Annotated in this window: 15 protein-coding genes; 7 read left to right on the plus strand and 8 right to left on the minus strand. The window is 61.9% G+C overall.

What is annotated here, in order from left to right; translation table 11 throughout:
• Positions 1-21: 21 nt before the first annotated feature.
• The 5 genes from HU730_RS17645 to HU730_RS17665 form a co-directional block, all read right to left on the minus strand.
• Positions 22-1,044, minus strand: a complete 1,023-nt coding sequence (locus tag HU730_RS17645) for an SIS domain-containing protein (protein WP_152612743.1) — start codon at positions 1,042-1,044, stop codon at positions 22-24.
• Positions 1,025-2,131 (minus strand): N-acetylglucosamine-6-phosphate deacetylase, encoded by a 1,107-nt coding sequence (nagA, locus tag HU730_RS17650; RefSeq protein ID WP_034128645.1) that lies wholly within the window; start codon positions 2,129-2,131, stop codon positions 1,025-1,027. Before nagA ends, HU730_RS17645 begins: the two co-directional genes overlap by 20 nt.
• Positions 2,132-2,153: 22 nt before the next feature.
• A complete protein-coding gene (locus HU730_RS17655; protein WP_034128644.1) occupies positions 2,154-2,900 on the minus strand; it encodes a GntR family transcriptional regulator in 747 nt (248 codons plus the stop codon).
• Positions 2,901-3,162: 262 nt separating this feature from the next.
• The gene (locus HU730_RS17660) at positions 3,163-3,666 is read right to left on the minus strand and encodes a L,D-transpeptidase family protein (RefSeq protein WP_014719790.1); all 504 of its coding nucleotides are present in this window, start codon (positions 3,664-3,666) and stop codon (positions 3,163-3,165) included.
• A gap of 36 nt (positions 3,667-3,702) precedes the next feature.
• The gene (locus tag HU730_RS17665; RefSeq protein WP_057975073.1) at positions 3,703-4,251 is read right to left on the minus strand and encodes an NUDIX hydrolase; all 549 of its coding nucleotides are present in this window, start codon (positions 4,249-4,251) and stop codon (positions 3,703-3,705) included.
• A gap of 147 nt (positions 4,252-4,398) precedes the next feature.
• On the opposite strand from HU730_RS17665, the gene HU730_RS17670 reads away from it, so the two are divergent.
• From HU730_RS17670 to purT, 5 genes are all read left to right on the plus strand, one after another.
• On the plus strand, positions 4,399-5,001 hold the full coding sequence (locus HU730_RS17670; RefSeq protein ID WP_032895425.1) for a CoA pyrophosphatase: 603 nt from the start codon (positions 4,399-4,401) through the stop codon (positions 4,999-5,001).
• A gap of 35 nt (positions 5,002-5,036) precedes the next feature.
• Positions 5,037-5,561: a gamma carbonic anhydrase family protein gene (locus tag HU730_RS17675; protein WP_034115859.1), complete on the plus strand. Its 525-nt coding sequence runs from the start codon at positions 5,037-5,039 to the stop codon at positions 5,559-5,561.
• Positions 5,558-5,773: a DUF1289 domain-containing protein gene (locus tag HU730_RS17680; protein ID WP_186527717.1), complete on the plus strand. Its 216-nt coding sequence runs from the start codon at positions 5,558-5,560 to the stop codon at positions 5,771-5,773. The genes HU730_RS17675 and HU730_RS17680 overlap by 4 nt, the downstream gene beginning before the upstream one ends.
• 148 nt (positions 5,774-5,921) lie before the next feature.
• Positions 5,922-6,389: a preQ0 transporter gene (locus HU730_RS17685; protein WP_003193971.1), complete on the plus strand. Its 468-nt coding sequence runs from the start codon at positions 5,922-5,924 to the stop codon at positions 6,387-6,389.
• Positions 6,390-6,459: 70 nt separating this feature from the next.
• On the plus strand, positions 6,460-7,641 hold the full coding sequence (purT, locus tag HU730_RS17690) for a formate-dependent phosphoribosylglycinamide formyltransferase (protein WP_003193969.1): 1,182 nt from the start codon (positions 6,460-6,462) through the stop codon (positions 7,639-7,641).
• A gap of 121 nt (positions 7,642-7,762) precedes the next feature.
• Here the strand turns inward: purT and HU730_RS17695 are convergent, their stop codons facing one another.
• The 3 genes from HU730_RS17695 to ccsA form a co-directional block, all read right to left on the minus strand.
• Complete coding sequence (locus HU730_RS17695; RefSeq protein ID WP_003193968.1) at positions 7,763-9,073, minus strand: MFS transporter; 1,311 nt, start codon at positions 9,071-9,073, stop codon at positions 7,763-7,765.
• 365 nt (positions 9,074-9,438) lie between these two features.
• Positions 9,439-10,677, minus strand: coding sequence for a transporter associated domain-containing protein (locus tag HU730_RS17700; protein ID WP_054898904.1), 1,239 nt, complete (start codon positions 10,675-10,677; stop codon positions 9,439-9,441).
• Positions 10,678-10,689: 12 nt separating this feature from the next.
• A complete protein-coding gene (ccsA, locus tag HU730_RS17705; protein ID WP_169918754.1) occupies positions 10,690-11,493 on the minus strand; it encodes a cytochrome c biogenesis protein CcsA in 804 nt (267 codons plus the stop codon).
• 241 nt (positions 11,494-11,734) lie between these two features.
• On the opposite strand from ccsA, the gene ffh reads away from it, so the two are divergent.
• On the plus strand, positions 11,735-13,111 hold the full coding sequence (gene ffh / locus HU730_RS17710; RefSeq protein ID WP_003193965.1) for a signal recognition particle protein: 1,377 nt from the start codon (positions 11,735-11,737) through the stop codon (positions 13,109-13,111).
• A 251-nt stretch (positions 13,112-13,362) separates the two neighbouring features.
• A complete protein-coding gene (rpsP, locus tag HU730_RS17715) occupies positions 13,363-13,614 on the plus strand; it encodes a 30S ribosomal protein S16 (protein WP_003175899.1) in 252 nt (83 codons plus the stop codon).
• Positions 13,615-13,616: the final 2 nt, after the last annotated feature.

The following is a 13,616-nucleotide window of genomic DNA, read 5'->3' on the forward strand; positions in this document are numbered from 1 at the left end:
ACTCATCAGGAAAACGCCGCTTTAGTGCGTGCGGGTGACTTTGCTCAGGTGGCGCGGCTGGTCCGGGTCCATGCCCCGTGCCTCAGCAAGGCCTGCGGCCATCACGTAGAAGCTCTGGATAGCCAGGATCGGGTCCAGGCTCGGGTGTTCGGCGCGGCTCAGCGTCAGGTCGCGTTCGGCGATATCGTCCGGCGCAGCCAGCAACACGCGAGCACCGCGTTGGCGCATATCGGCGGCCAGGCTCAGCAGGCCGGCCTGCTCGGCGCCGCGGGGGGCGAACACCAGTAGGGGGTAGTTCTCGTCGATCAAGGCCATCGGCCCGTGGCGCACTTCGGCGCTGCTGAAGGCTTCGGCCTGGATCGCCGAGGTTTCCTTGAGCTTGAGCGCGGCTTCCTGGGCGATGGCAAACCCGGCGCCACGGCCGATCACCATCAAGCGTTGGCTGCCTTTGAGGGCGTCGACGGCCAGGCGCCAATCCTGTCTGGCGGCGTCACGCAGGCCCTCGGGCAAGGCCCGACAGGCTTGCAGCAAGTCGGCTTCTTGATTCCAGTGGCCGATCAACTGTGCACTGGCGCTGAGGGTGGCGATAAAGCTCTTGGTGGCGGCCACGCTGAGTTCCGGCCCGGCGCACAGCGGCACGTGGAACTCGCAGGCGGCTTCCAGCGGTGAGTCTTCGGCATTGACCAGGGAGATGCTCAAGGCACCCCGCTTGCGTAGCAGGCGCAGGCTGTTGACCAGGTCCGGGCTCTGCCCCGATTGGGAAAAACCAAACGCTACCTGGCCGCTGACTTTCATCGGCGCCTGCAACAGGGTCACCACCGACATCGGCAGCGACGCCACCGGAATGCCCACGTGTTGCATGGCCAGGTAGGCGAAGTAACTGGCGGCGTGGTCGGAGCTGCCGCGGGCGATGGTCATCGCCACTTGCGGCGGCTGGCGGCGCAGGCGGCCGGCGACTTCTTCCAGCATCGGGTCCAGGCGCTGCAGTTGGGCCGCGACGGCGTCGCAGGAGGCCAGGGCCTCTTCAAGCATTTTTGAAGTCAATGGTTTCTCCTTCGACCATTACGTCGGTGAGTGTCAGGGAGCGGTCCAGACGCACGCAGTCGGCAAAGCTGCCCGGTTGCAGGCGGCCGCGTTCTTCCAGGCCCAGGTAGTCCGCAGGAAATTGCGACAGGCGTTGTGAGGCTTCACTGATGGGCAGGCCGATTTTCACCAGGTTGCGCAGCGCCTGATCCATGGTCAGCGTGCTGCCGGCCAGGGTGCCGTCGGCCAGGCGCACGCCGCCCAGGCATTTGGTCACGGTGTGGCTGCCCAGCTTGTACTCTCCGTCGGGCATGCCGGCGGCGGCGGTGGAGTCGGTGACGCAATACAGGCACGGGATAGAGCGCAGGGCCACGCGCATGGCGCCGGGGTGCACGTGCAGCAAGTCCGGGATCAGCTCGGCGTACTGGGCGTGGGCCAGCGCGGCGCCGACGATGCCGGGTTCGCGGTGATGCAGCGGGCTCATGGCGTTGTACAAATGAGTGAAACTGGTGGCGCCAGCGGCCAGGGCGGCAACGCCTTCTTCATAGCTGCCCAGGGTGTGGCCGATCTGCATGCGCACGCCGCGTTGGCTGAGGGCGCGAATCAGGCCGTCGTGGCCGGCGATTTCCGGGGCGATGGTGATCACCCGGATTGGCGCCAGGCGCAGGTAGGCTTCCACTTCCTGCATCAACGCGGTGTGGGCGAAGTTGGGTTGGGCGCCGAGTTTTCCCGGATTGATGTAGGGGCCTTCCAGGTGCACGCCGAGTACGCGGGCGCTGCCGGCTGGCCGCTGTTCGCAGAACGTGCCGAGGTCACCGAGCACGCGGGAAATTTCTTCCACCGGCGCCGTCATGGTGGTGGCCAGCAGCGAGGTGGTGCCAAAACGCACGTGGGTACGGGTAATGGTCTCGAAGGCGCCCGCACCTTCCATGATGTCGGCGCCGCCCCCGCCATGCACATGCAGGTCGATAAAGCCCGGCAGCAGGTAGGGCAGGTCGTTGTCGGCCGGGTCGCACGGCGTGCCGTCAATGGCGACAACCTTGCCGTGCTCATGCACCAGGCGACCACGCATCCAGCCGCTGGGCGTGAGGATATTGTCTTCAGTCATGGGCAGTTCTCTAAGTTCGCATTCAGGCGGAGTAGTCATGGCGGCGCAGCTCTGCGACAAAGTCGTAGTAGTCGTTGCGGCAGTAGGTGTCGGTGATCTCAATCGGCGTGTTGTCGGCGGTGTAGCCCACGCGGGTCATCAGCAGCATGGCGGTGCCGGGGGCGATGCCGACCAGCGCGGCGAACTCGTCCGAGGCATTGATCGCCTGGATATGCTGCAAGGCGCGCACGATGGGCTTGCCGATGCTTTCCAAGTATTCGTACAACGAATTGCCGATGGCCTGGGGATGGGGCAGCACCGAGGCCGGCATGGCGGTCATTTCAATCGCCATCACCGTGTCGTCGGCTTTGCGCAGGCGCTTGAGGCGCGCCACTTTGTCGGTGGGCGACAGGCCCAGGCGGATCAGTTCTTCATGGGTCGGCGGGGTGATGTCGCGCTCCAGCCACTGAGACGTCGGCACAAACCCCTTGAGCCGCAGCATCTCGCTGAACCCCGACAGGCGCGACAAGGGTTGTTCCAGGCGCGGCGTGATGAAAGTGCCGGAGCCTTGGCTGCGACGGATCAGCCCTTGAGCCATCAACACTTCCAGCGCTTTACGGGCGGTGACCCGCGAGATGCTCAATTGCTCGCTGAGGGCGCGTTCCGAAGGCAGGGCCTGTTCGGATTTCCACTGGCCGGCATGGATCGCTGCTTCAAGGCTGCGGGCCAGTTGCAGGTACAGCGGCGTGGATTGCTTGTCGTCGGGGCGCAGGGCCAGGATGGGATTCATCTGTCAGGTTTCCGATGCGTTATTGGAATGTTGTCGCCCGGTAATGGCCGAAAACTAATACCACTTAAATACCATGTCAATGCTACCAAAACGGTGAAAATCCCGGTTTCAGGGCGCTTTAATGGGGCTTGGTATCAAGTGGTATTAGAGAGGTCTTTATTGCGCGCACAAGTGCAGGGTCCCGCGCGGTGAACTGGTATTCACCGGCGGGTGCTGCCTGGGACAGGAATTATTTTCGAATTATTTTACGAACGGCACGCGATTACGGCCGAATCTCGATGAGGGTGCCGTCTTTGACCAGGTTCCACACTTCGCGCATATCCACATTGCGCATGCCGATGCAGCCGTCGGTCCAGTCCAGGGTGTGGAACCACTGTTCCGGGTAGTCTTCGGTGTCGGGGGTGCCGTGGATCATGATCATGCTGCCCGGCTTTACGCCTTCGCGGCGGGCGCGGGCGGCGTCGCTGATGTTCGGGTAGGAAATGTGCATGGCCAGGTTGAAGCGGTCGCTGGTCTTGCGCCAGTCGATCCAGTAGAGGCCTTCGGGCGTGCGGCGGTCACCTTCGATCAGCTTGTGGCCCTTGGGGTTCTTGCCCAGGGAGATGCGATAGGTCTTGAACGGCTTGCCGTCGTTGATCAGCTGCAGCTGGTGGGCGGACTTGAGCACCAGGACTTTCTCGACCGTTTTACCGCCAAGGGTTTGCACCGTGGAGGCCGGGGACAGCGTGGCGAACGACAGGCAGATCAGAGCAAGCAACCAACGCATTGAAACGGTATCCCTTTGGCGACATTGGCCGGCTTGTTATTGGGCGGGCTTGGACAGCGGTGGCACAGATTCGCTACGTACCGGGTATGCCTGTTGGCGACGGTCAGCGAAGAAGCATTCTAAGGTACGCCCGACCGTGCGGAAAGCCAGCTCGGACCAAGGGATATCGGCTTCGTCGAATAGCCTCACTTCCAGGCTTTCCTGGCCAGCGGCAAAGTCCAGGTCGATCAGTTCGGCGCGGTAGAAGATATGCACCTGGCTGATGTGCGGCACATTGATCAGGGTATAAAGGCTCAGGTTGCGCACCCGGGCGCAAGCTTCTTCCAGTGTTTCACGCATGGCCGCCTGCTCGACGGTTTCGCCGTTTTCCATAAAGCCTGCGGGCAGGGTCCAGTAACCCAGGCGTGGCTCGATGGCGCGGCGGCACAACAGCACTTGGTCGCCCCACACCGGCACGGTACCGGCGACGATATTGGGGTTCTGGTAATGAATGGTCGAGCAGTGGTCGCATACATAGCGCAGGCGTGCGTCGCCTTCGGGAATGCGTTGGGTTACCGGTTTGCCGCACTGGCTGCAGAAATTCATGCTGGGGTTCCTGGACAATGGGCACATCTTGGCTCGGTGCCGGGCGTTCCTGCAAGTTGTCGTTTCGCGACAGCGCTGCGGTTTTGGGGTTGGGCGCTCGCACGCTTTGGTGCATGATGCAAGGTAGCCAACAGACCGAGATGACTCATGCTGGACGAGCTACTTCGCCGGGTAAGCAATCACACCCCCCACACCCTGGAAACCGACGGGCGTTTCCCCGAGGCTGCGGTGCTGGTGCCGATTACCCGCAGTGACGAACCCGAGCTGATCCTGACCCTGCGCGCCAGCGGCCTGTCGACCCACGGTGGCGAAGTGGCCTTTCCCGGCGGGCGCCGCGACCCCGAAGACCCGGACCTGATCTTTACCGCCTTGCGCGAAGCCGAAGAAGAAATCGGCCTGCCGCCGGGGCTGGTTGAAGTCATCGGCCCGTTGAGCCCGCTGATTTCCCTGCACGGCATCCGCGTAACGCCCTATGTAGGTGTGATCCCCGATTACGTCGAATACCTGGCCAACGACGCCGAGATTGCCGCCGTTTTCAGCGTGCCTTTGGATTTTTTCCGACAGGACCCACGCGAACATACCCACCGCATTGATTACCAGGGCCGTAGTTGGTACGTGCCAAGCTACAGGTTCGGCGAATACAAAATCTGGGGGCTGACAGCGATCATGATCGTCGAGCTGATCAACCTGCTCTATGACGATGCCAAAATCAGCCTGCACCAGCCGCCCAAGAGCTTCATCAATCTATAAGCCATCGTTCAAATGGCATGCCGTGAGGAAAAACCATGAAATACCGCCTGGGCGACGCCCGCGTCGAGACCCATCCCGACAGTTGGGTTGCACCGAATGCCACGCTGGTGGGCAAGGTCAAGCTGGAGGAGGGCGCCAACGTCTGGTTCAACGCGGTGTTGCGTGGCGATAACGAGCTGATCCTGATCGGCAAGAACAGCAACGTGCAGGACGGCAGCGTGATGCACACCGACATGGGCTACCCGCTGACCCTCGGCACCGGCGTGACCATTGGCCATAACGCCATGCTGCATGGCTGTACCGTTGACGACTACAGCCTGATCGGTATCAACGCAGTGATCCTCAATGGCGCCAAGATTGGCAAGCACTGCATCATCGGCGCCAACTCGCTGATCGGTGAGGGCAAGGAAATTCCCGATGGCTCGCTGGTCATGGGCTCGCCAGGCAAAGTGGTGCGTGAGCTGACCGAGGCGCAGAAACGCATGCTTGAGGCGAGCGCCGCGCACTATGTGCATAACTCGCAGCGTTACGCGCGGGATTTGGTTGAGCAGGAAGAATGAGTACGGTTGAACGGCCTGTTGCCTCGCCGTGCGTGAGTATTTGCGCGCTGGACGACGACGATATCTGCACCGGCTGCCAGCGCAATGTGGATGAAATCACGCGCTGGAGCCGCATGGACAACGCCGAGCGCCGGCTGGTGCTGGGGTTGTGCCATGAGCGGGCGGTGGCGAGTGGGGTGGTGTGGATGACCCCTGGGAAATCTGGCGGCTGACAGGCCGCCATCGCAGGCAAGCCAGCTCCCACCCTTGATGTGTGAATACCCTCAAATGTGGGAGCTGGCTTGCCTGCGATGAGGCCCTGCCAGACGACCTCCTTGTAATTGTGTACCCTGTGCGGCATTGCCCACAGGTCCATCCTCCATGTTTTTCCTGATCGCCTATATCAGCAGTGTCGTGCTGATCAACTTTGCCTTCTCCACCGCCCCACACCTGGACGTCATCTGGTCCGCCTGGGGTGGCCTGGTATTTATCCTGCGCGACATGGTGCAAACCCGCTTCGGCCACGGCGCAATCATCGCCATGCTCGCGGCGCTGGTGCTCTCCTATATCACCTCCGACCCGTCCATTGCCCTGGCCAGTGCCACGGCGTTTGCGGTGTCCGAGTGCATCGACTGGCTGGTGTTCAGCATCACCAAGCGCCCGCTGCATGACCGCCTGTGGATAAGTTCGGCGCTGAGCATTCCCCTCGATACCTTTATCTTTTTCGGCCTGATCGGCGCATTGACGCCGGCGGTGGCGGGCACGGCGTTGGTATCCAAGTTCGCCGGTGTCACCGTGGTCTGGCTGATCATGGCCTGGCGTATCCGCCGGCGGGCTGTCGCCAACTGAGGCCAATTTTTACAGTTCATGTAAAATGCCCGCCTTTCTCCCCCATGATCCGCTCCCCTGAGGACCTGAGATGACCCGAATCGGAACTCCATTGTCGCCAACCGCGACCCGCGTTTTGCTGTGTGGCTGCGGTGAGCTGGGCAAGGAAGTGGTGATCGAACTGCAACGCCTGGGCGTTGAAGTGATTGCCGTGGATCGCTACGCCAACGCGCCGGCCATGCAGGTGGCGCACCGTAGCCATGTGATCAACATGCTCGACGGAGCCGCGCTGCGTGCGGTCATCGAGGCGGAGAAGCCGCACTTTATCGTGCCGGAAATCGAAGCCATCGCCACCGCGACCCTGGTCGAGCTGGAGGCCGAAGGCTTTACCGTCATTCCGACCGCCCGCGCCACGTCGCTGACCATGAACCGTGAAGGCATCCGTCGCCTGGCCGCCGAAGAGCTGGACCTGCCGACCTCGCCGTACCACTTCGCCGACACCTTCGAAGACTACAGTAAGGCCGTCCAGGACCTGGGCTTTCCGTGCGTGGTCAAGCCGGTGATGAGTTCGTCGGGCAAGGGCCAGAGCCTGTTGCGCAGCGCCGACGACGTGCAGAAAGCCTGGGACTACGCCCAAGAGGGCGGGCGTGCCGGCAAGGGCCGGGTGATCATCGAAGGCTTTATCGATTTCGACTACGAAATCACACTGCTGACCGTACGCCACATCGGCGGCACCACGTTCTGCGCGCCGGTTGGCCATCGTCAGGAGAAGGGCGACTATCAGGAATCCTGGCAGCCACAGGCCATGAGCCCCGTTGCCTTGGCGGAATCCGAGCGTGTTGCAAAAGCCGTGACCGAAGCCTTGGGTGGCCGTGGATTGTTTGGCGTGGAATTGTTCATCAAGGGCGATCAAGTGTGGTTCAGCGAAGTGTCGCCGCGCCCCCATGACACTGGTTTGGTGACCCTGATTTCCCAGGACCTGTCGCAGTTTGCCTTGCACGCGCGCGCCATTCTCGGCCTGCCGATCCCGTTGATCCGTCAGTTCGGGCCTTCGGCGTCTGCGGTGATCCTGGTGGAAGGGCAGTCGACCCAGACGGCCTTTGCCAACCTCGGCGCTGCGTTGAGCGAGCCGGATACGGCGTTGCGTCTGTTTGGCAAACCTGAAGTGAATGGCCAGCGCCGCATGGGCGTGGCACTGGCGCGGGATGAGTCGATTGAAGCAGCTCGGGCCAAGGCGACCCGTGCTTCCCAAGCAGTTGTTGTAGAGCTCTAGGCCGCCACGCTCGTCCCCACGCTTTGCGTGGGAATGCCTCTTGTGACGCTCTGCGTCGCGCTTGGGGACGCAGAGCGTCCCTAACTGCATTCCCACGCAGAGCGTGGGAACGAGCATGGGGTCAGGCGACCTTGTTCAAGTCGTTATCCCGCGTCTCTTTCAGGCACAGCACCGCAATCAAGCTCAGCAACGCTGCCGCCGATACATATCCCCCGACATAACTCAAACCACCCATCGCCACCAGCTTGGTCGCGAAGAACGGCGCCGCCGAGGCCCCCACGATCCCACCCAGGTTATACGCTGCCGATGCACCGGTATAACGCACGCGGGTCGGGAACAGTTCTGGCAGCAGCGCGCCCATCGGTGCGAAGGTCACGCCCATCAAAAACAGCTCCAACGCCAGAAACAGCGCCACGGCCCAGGTCGAGCCATGGGTCAGCAGCGGCTCCATGGTAAAGCCCGACAGAATCGCCAGGACCGCGCCTACAATCAGCACCGGCTTGCGCCCGTAGCGATCACTGGCCAGGGCGGCCAGCGGTGTCGCCAGCCCCATGAACAGCACCGCGAAACACAGCAGGCCGAGGAAGGTTTCACGGCTGTAGCCCAAGGTGGAAACGCCGTAGCTCAACGAAAACGCCGTGGTGATATAGAACAGCGCGTAGCACACCACCATCGACGCGGCGCCCAGCAGTACCGGCAGCCAATGCTGGCTGAACAGTTCTACCAGCGGCACTTTCACTGGTTTTTCCTTGGCTACTGCATTGGCGAACACCGGCGTCTCATGCAACTTGAGGCGTGCATACAGGCCCACCATCACCAGCGCGGCGCTGAGGATGAACGGAATGCGCCAGCCCCAGCTGCGAAATTGCTCGTCATTCAGGCTCATGGCCAAAATCAGGAACAAGCCGTTGGCCGCCAGGAAGCCTATCGACGGGCCCAGTTGCGGGAACATGCCGAACCAGGCGCGCTTGCCCTTGGGGGCATTCTCGGTCGCCAGCAAGGCCGCGCCGCCCCATTCTCCACCCAGGCCGAGGCCTTGGCCGAAACGCAAGACACACAAGAGAATCGGTGCCCAGGCACCGATGCTGTCGTAGCCCGGCAGCAAGCCGATCAGGGTAGTACATACACCCATCAGTAGCAGTGAAGCCACCAGGGTTGATTTACGGCCGATACGGTCACCGAAGTGACCGAACAACGCCGACCCCAGAGGGCGGGCGATAAAAGCGATACCGAAGGTCAGGAACGATGCCAGCATCTGCGCGGTGCCGGAGGTCTGTGGGAAGAACACCGGGCCAATCACCAGGGCGGCAGCCGTGGCGTAGATGTAGAAATCGTAGAACTCAATGGCGGTGCCGACGATGCTCGCGGTGGCGACGCGGGCGGTCGAGTTGGCAGGTGCGGCGCTCGCAGCCTCTTGGTAGGTGGTGCTCATGACGTTATCCCTGACGGTTATTGCGCGTTTGGACGCGGATTATTATTGGTCGAACACCCATGGATCAGGGCTGTGCGCGGGGCGGCTCGGGATGGGAGCAAACACCGGTCGGACATGGTAAGGCGGTGCCAGGACACGCTGGGTGCGGGTAGCACGCGGTCGGGCGGGGCTTGGGTAAGCCGCTGGGATTATAGGAAGGGGGCTAAGGATCCAACAAGGGGCTGGTGAGGATCTATGGCCTGGAACTGGATCAATGTGGGAGCTGGCTTGCCTGCGATAGCATCACCTCGGTTCAACTGAAGGACCGAGTCGCCTGCATCGCAGGCAAGCCAGCTCCCACATTGACCGGGTTGAGCCTGCTGAGGTCAGGCAGCGACTGGCACGTGGCTGGTATGCCAGATCAATACTTTGCTCACCCGGTTGTCTTCGGTCTCGAGGATTTCCAGGCGATAGCGGCCGACTTTCAGGCAGACCGCGCAATCGGGAATGGTTTCCAGCGCCTCGGTCACTAGGCCGTTGAGGGTCTTGGGGCCGTCGCTGGGCAGATGCCAGCCCAGGCTCTTGTTCAGTTCGCGGATCGAGGCTGCACCATCGATGATGTAGCGGCCATCGGGCTGGGCTTCGATATGCGGGTTATCCACCGCCTGATCGCTTTCGAATTCGCCGACGATCTCTTCCAGAATATCTTCCAGGGTGACGATGCCCAGCACTTCACCGTACTCGTCCACCACCATGCCCAGGCGCCGCTGTTGTTTGTGGAAGTTCAGCAGTTGCAGCTGCAACGGCGTGCTTTCCGGCACGAAGTAAGGCTCGTGGCAGGCGGCGAGCAGGGCCTCTTTGGTCAGGCTGGCGTCGGGCAGCAGGTGTTGGACCTGCCGGGTATTGAGCACGGCCTGCACCTGGTTGATGTCGCTGTGGAACACGGGCAGGCGGGTGCGCGGCGAGGTGCGCAACTGTTCGATGATGTCTTCTATCGACTCATCAAGGTTGATGCCGTCCACTTCGCTGCGCGGCACCAGGATGTCGTTGACCGTGATGTTGTCCAGGGCATGGATACCGGGCAGGCCGGGAGTGCGGTCGGCGTCGGTGTCGGGCTCTGGGTCGTCATCATGGTCGGGCAGGGGCTCGTCGCTGTTTTTCACCACGCCGGATTTGCGCGCAAACGGGCGCAATAACAGCTGGCTGATGCCATTGAGCAGCCAGGCCAGCGGGTAAAGGATTTTCAGCGGCACGCCCAGCAATGTATTGCCAAAGCCCAGCACTGCTTGGGGGTGACGGGTAGCCAGGGTACGGGGCAGGTAGTCGGCCAGCACCAGCAGCCCTGCGCAGGAAATCAGCCAGCCTAGCCAGGGCCCGTTCTCTGCCCAGGCATAGATCGCCAACAGGGTGCAGAGAATCACCACGGCGGCGCGGCACAGGCTGTTGCACAGGATCAGGCTATGGCGCGGGAAGCTCAGGCGTGCGGCTGCCTTGTCGCCCTGGCGTGTGCCAGGGCGTAGGGCCAGCAGGTGTTGTTGTGCGGCTTCAATGGCGGTAAACAGTGCTGCCCATAGAATCAGCAGGGCAATTACGGCGAGCATCGGCCCTAAGGGCAAGTTGTCCATGATCACTGCCCGTCAGATATGCAGGATGTATTCGCGAACCAGCTTGCTGCCGAAATAGGCCAGCATCAACAGGCAGAAACCGGCCAGGGTCCAGCGGATGGCCTTGTGCCCTCGCCAGCCGAGGCGGTTGCGCCCCCACAGCAGCACGCTGAACACGACCCAGGCCAGGCACGCCAGCAAGGTTTTATGGACCAGGTGTTGGGCAAACAGGTTTTCGACGAACAGCCAGCCTGAGATCAGCGACAGCGACAGCAGGGTCCAGCCGGCCCACAGGAACCCGAACAGCAGGCTTTCCATGGTTTGCAGCGGCGGGAAGTTCTTGATCAACCCGGACGGGTGCTTGTGCTTGAGCTGGTGATCCTGCAGCAGCAGGAGCAGGGCCTGGAACACCGCGATGGTGAACATGCCGTAGGCGAGGATCGACAACAGGATGTGGGCAAGGATGCCCGGCTCCTCGTCGATCACCTGTACGGTGCCAGTAGGGGTGAACTGCGCCAGCAGCACCGTGAGCATTCCCAGGGGGAATAGCAGCACCAGCAGGTTCTCCACCGGAATCCGGTAGCAGGCCAGCAGCGTCAGCGCGATGACGGCCGCGGCGATCAGGCTGGCGGCGCTGAAAAAGTCCAGGCCCAGGCCGACCGGGGTCATCAGGTGGGTGAACAGGCTGGCGGCATGGGCCAGCAGGGCCAGCACGCCAAGGCCGACGAGCAGACGTTTGTCCGCTTTGGTGCCTTGGGCCAGACGAGTGCCCTGATAGAGAGTCGCAGCGGCATACAAAATGGCGGCGGCGAGGCTGGGTAGCAAACTGGGTGACAAGGGGAGCATAAATCCTGGTAGGCAAGCCCGAAAGGCGTTGAGTTTGGCACACACCTGCGTTGCACGAAAGACTCCCGGGCCAGACAGCGGGTGTGCATGGGCGCAGTCTTCGCTATAATCCGCGACCTGCCCACGCCGCAGGCTCGGCGAACGCTGTTTTTAATAGCGATTTCCCCCAGCCTGGGCCGCCATTACCTCGGTCTACCTGCATTTCGATGAATAGGGCCTGAAAGGATCGCGCATGTTTGAAAACTTGACTGACCGTCTCTCGCAGACGCTGCGCCACGTTACCGGCAAGGCCAAGCTGACCGAGGACAATATTAAAGACACCCTGCGTGAAGTGCGCATGGCGTTGCTGGAAGCCGACGTGGCTTTGCCGGTGGTGAAGGACTTCGTCAACTCGGTCAAGGAACGTGCGGTCGGCACCGAAGTGTCCCGCAGCCTGACGCCGGGCCAGGCCTTTGTGAAGATCGTCCAGGCCGAACTCGAAAGCCTGATGGGCGCGGCCAACGAAGACCTGAACCTCAGTGCCGTGCCGCCAGCCGTCGTGCTGATGGCGGGCCTGCAAGGTGCGGGTAAAACCACCACCGCCGGCAAACTGGCGCGCTTCCTCAAAGAGCGCAAGAAGAAATCCGTGATGGTGGTATCGGCCGACGTGTACCGTCCGGCGGCCATCAAGCAGTTGGAAATGCTCGCGGGCGAAGTGGGCGTGACCTTCTTCCCGTCCGACCTGAGCCAGAAGCCGGTCGACATCGCCAACGCGGCTATTAAAGAAGCCAAGCTCAAGTTCATCGACGTGGTCATCGTCGATACCGCCGGTCGCCTGCACATCGACGAAGAGATGATGGGCGAGATCAAGGCGCTGCATGCCGCGATCAACCCGGTCGAGACCCTGTTCGTGGTCGACGCCATGACTGGCCAGGATGCGGCCAACACCGCCAAGGCTTTTGGTGACGCACTGCCGCTGACCGGCGTGATCCTCACCAAGGTCGACGGCGACGCCCGTGGCGGTGCCGCGCTGTCGGTACGTGCCATTACTGGCAAGCCGATCAAGTTCATCGGTATGGGCGAGAAGAGCGAAGCGCTCGAGCCGTTCCACCCTGAGCGTATCGCCTCGCGCATTCTTGGCATGGGTGACGTGCTCAGCCTGATCGAGCAGGCCGAAGCCACGCTCGACAAGGACAAGGCCGACAAACTGGCCAAGAAGCTGAAGAAGGGCAAGGGCTTCGATCTCGAAGACTTCCGCGACCAGCTGCAACAGATGAAGAACATGGGCGGCCTCGGCGGCCTGATGGACAAGCTGCCCAACATCGGCGGTGTGAACCTGGCGCAAATGGGCAACGCCCAGGGCGCGGCAGAGAAACAGTTCAAGCAGATGGAAGCCATCATCAACTCCATGACCCCGGCCGAGCGCCGCGACCCTGAGCTGATCAGCGGTTCGCGCAAGCGCCGGATCGCCATGGGTTCCGGCACCCAGGTGCAGGACATCGGTCGCTTGATCAAGCAGCACAAGCAGATGCAGAAGATGATGAAGAAATTCTCCGCCAAGGGCGGTATGGCCAAGATGATGCGCGGCATGGGCGGTATGTTGCCCGGCGGCGGCATGCCTAAAATGTAAAGTATTCGAGTGGGAGCCCAGCTCCCGCTCCGACCCACAGGGATGTGGGATCTCCAGCAAACCCGCCGTTGGCGGGCGCTGACTCGCCGTTTTAACCGACGGCTCTATAGCAGATCTGAATGGCACGCTGATAGGCGCCAGAAAAAGACATTTGCAAAAGTCCGGATATTCCTTAGAATATGCGGCCTTTCGGGCACCTATGCCCGCTGTGCATTTAGATTTGCAGCACCGACTACAGGAACGATGTTCACATGCTAACAATCCGTCTTGCCCTTGGCGGCTCCAAAAAGCGCCCGTTTTACCACTTGACCGTAACCGACAGCCGCAACCCGCGTGACGGTTCGCACAAGGAACAGGTTGGTTTCTTCAACCCTGTTGCTCGTGGTCAAGAAGTTCGTCTGTCCGTGAACCAAGAGCGCGTAGCCTACTGGCTGAGCGTTGGCGCACAGCCATCCGAGCGCGTTGCAAAACTGTTGAAGGACTCGGCTAAGGCCGCAGCCTGAGC

The sequence above is a fragment of the Pseudomonas sp. SWRI22 genome (assembly GCF_014268395.2).
Classification (GTDB): Bacteria; Pseudomonadota; Gammaproteobacteria; order Pseudomonadales; family Pseudomonadaceae; genus Aquipseudomonas; species Aquipseudomonas paracarnis.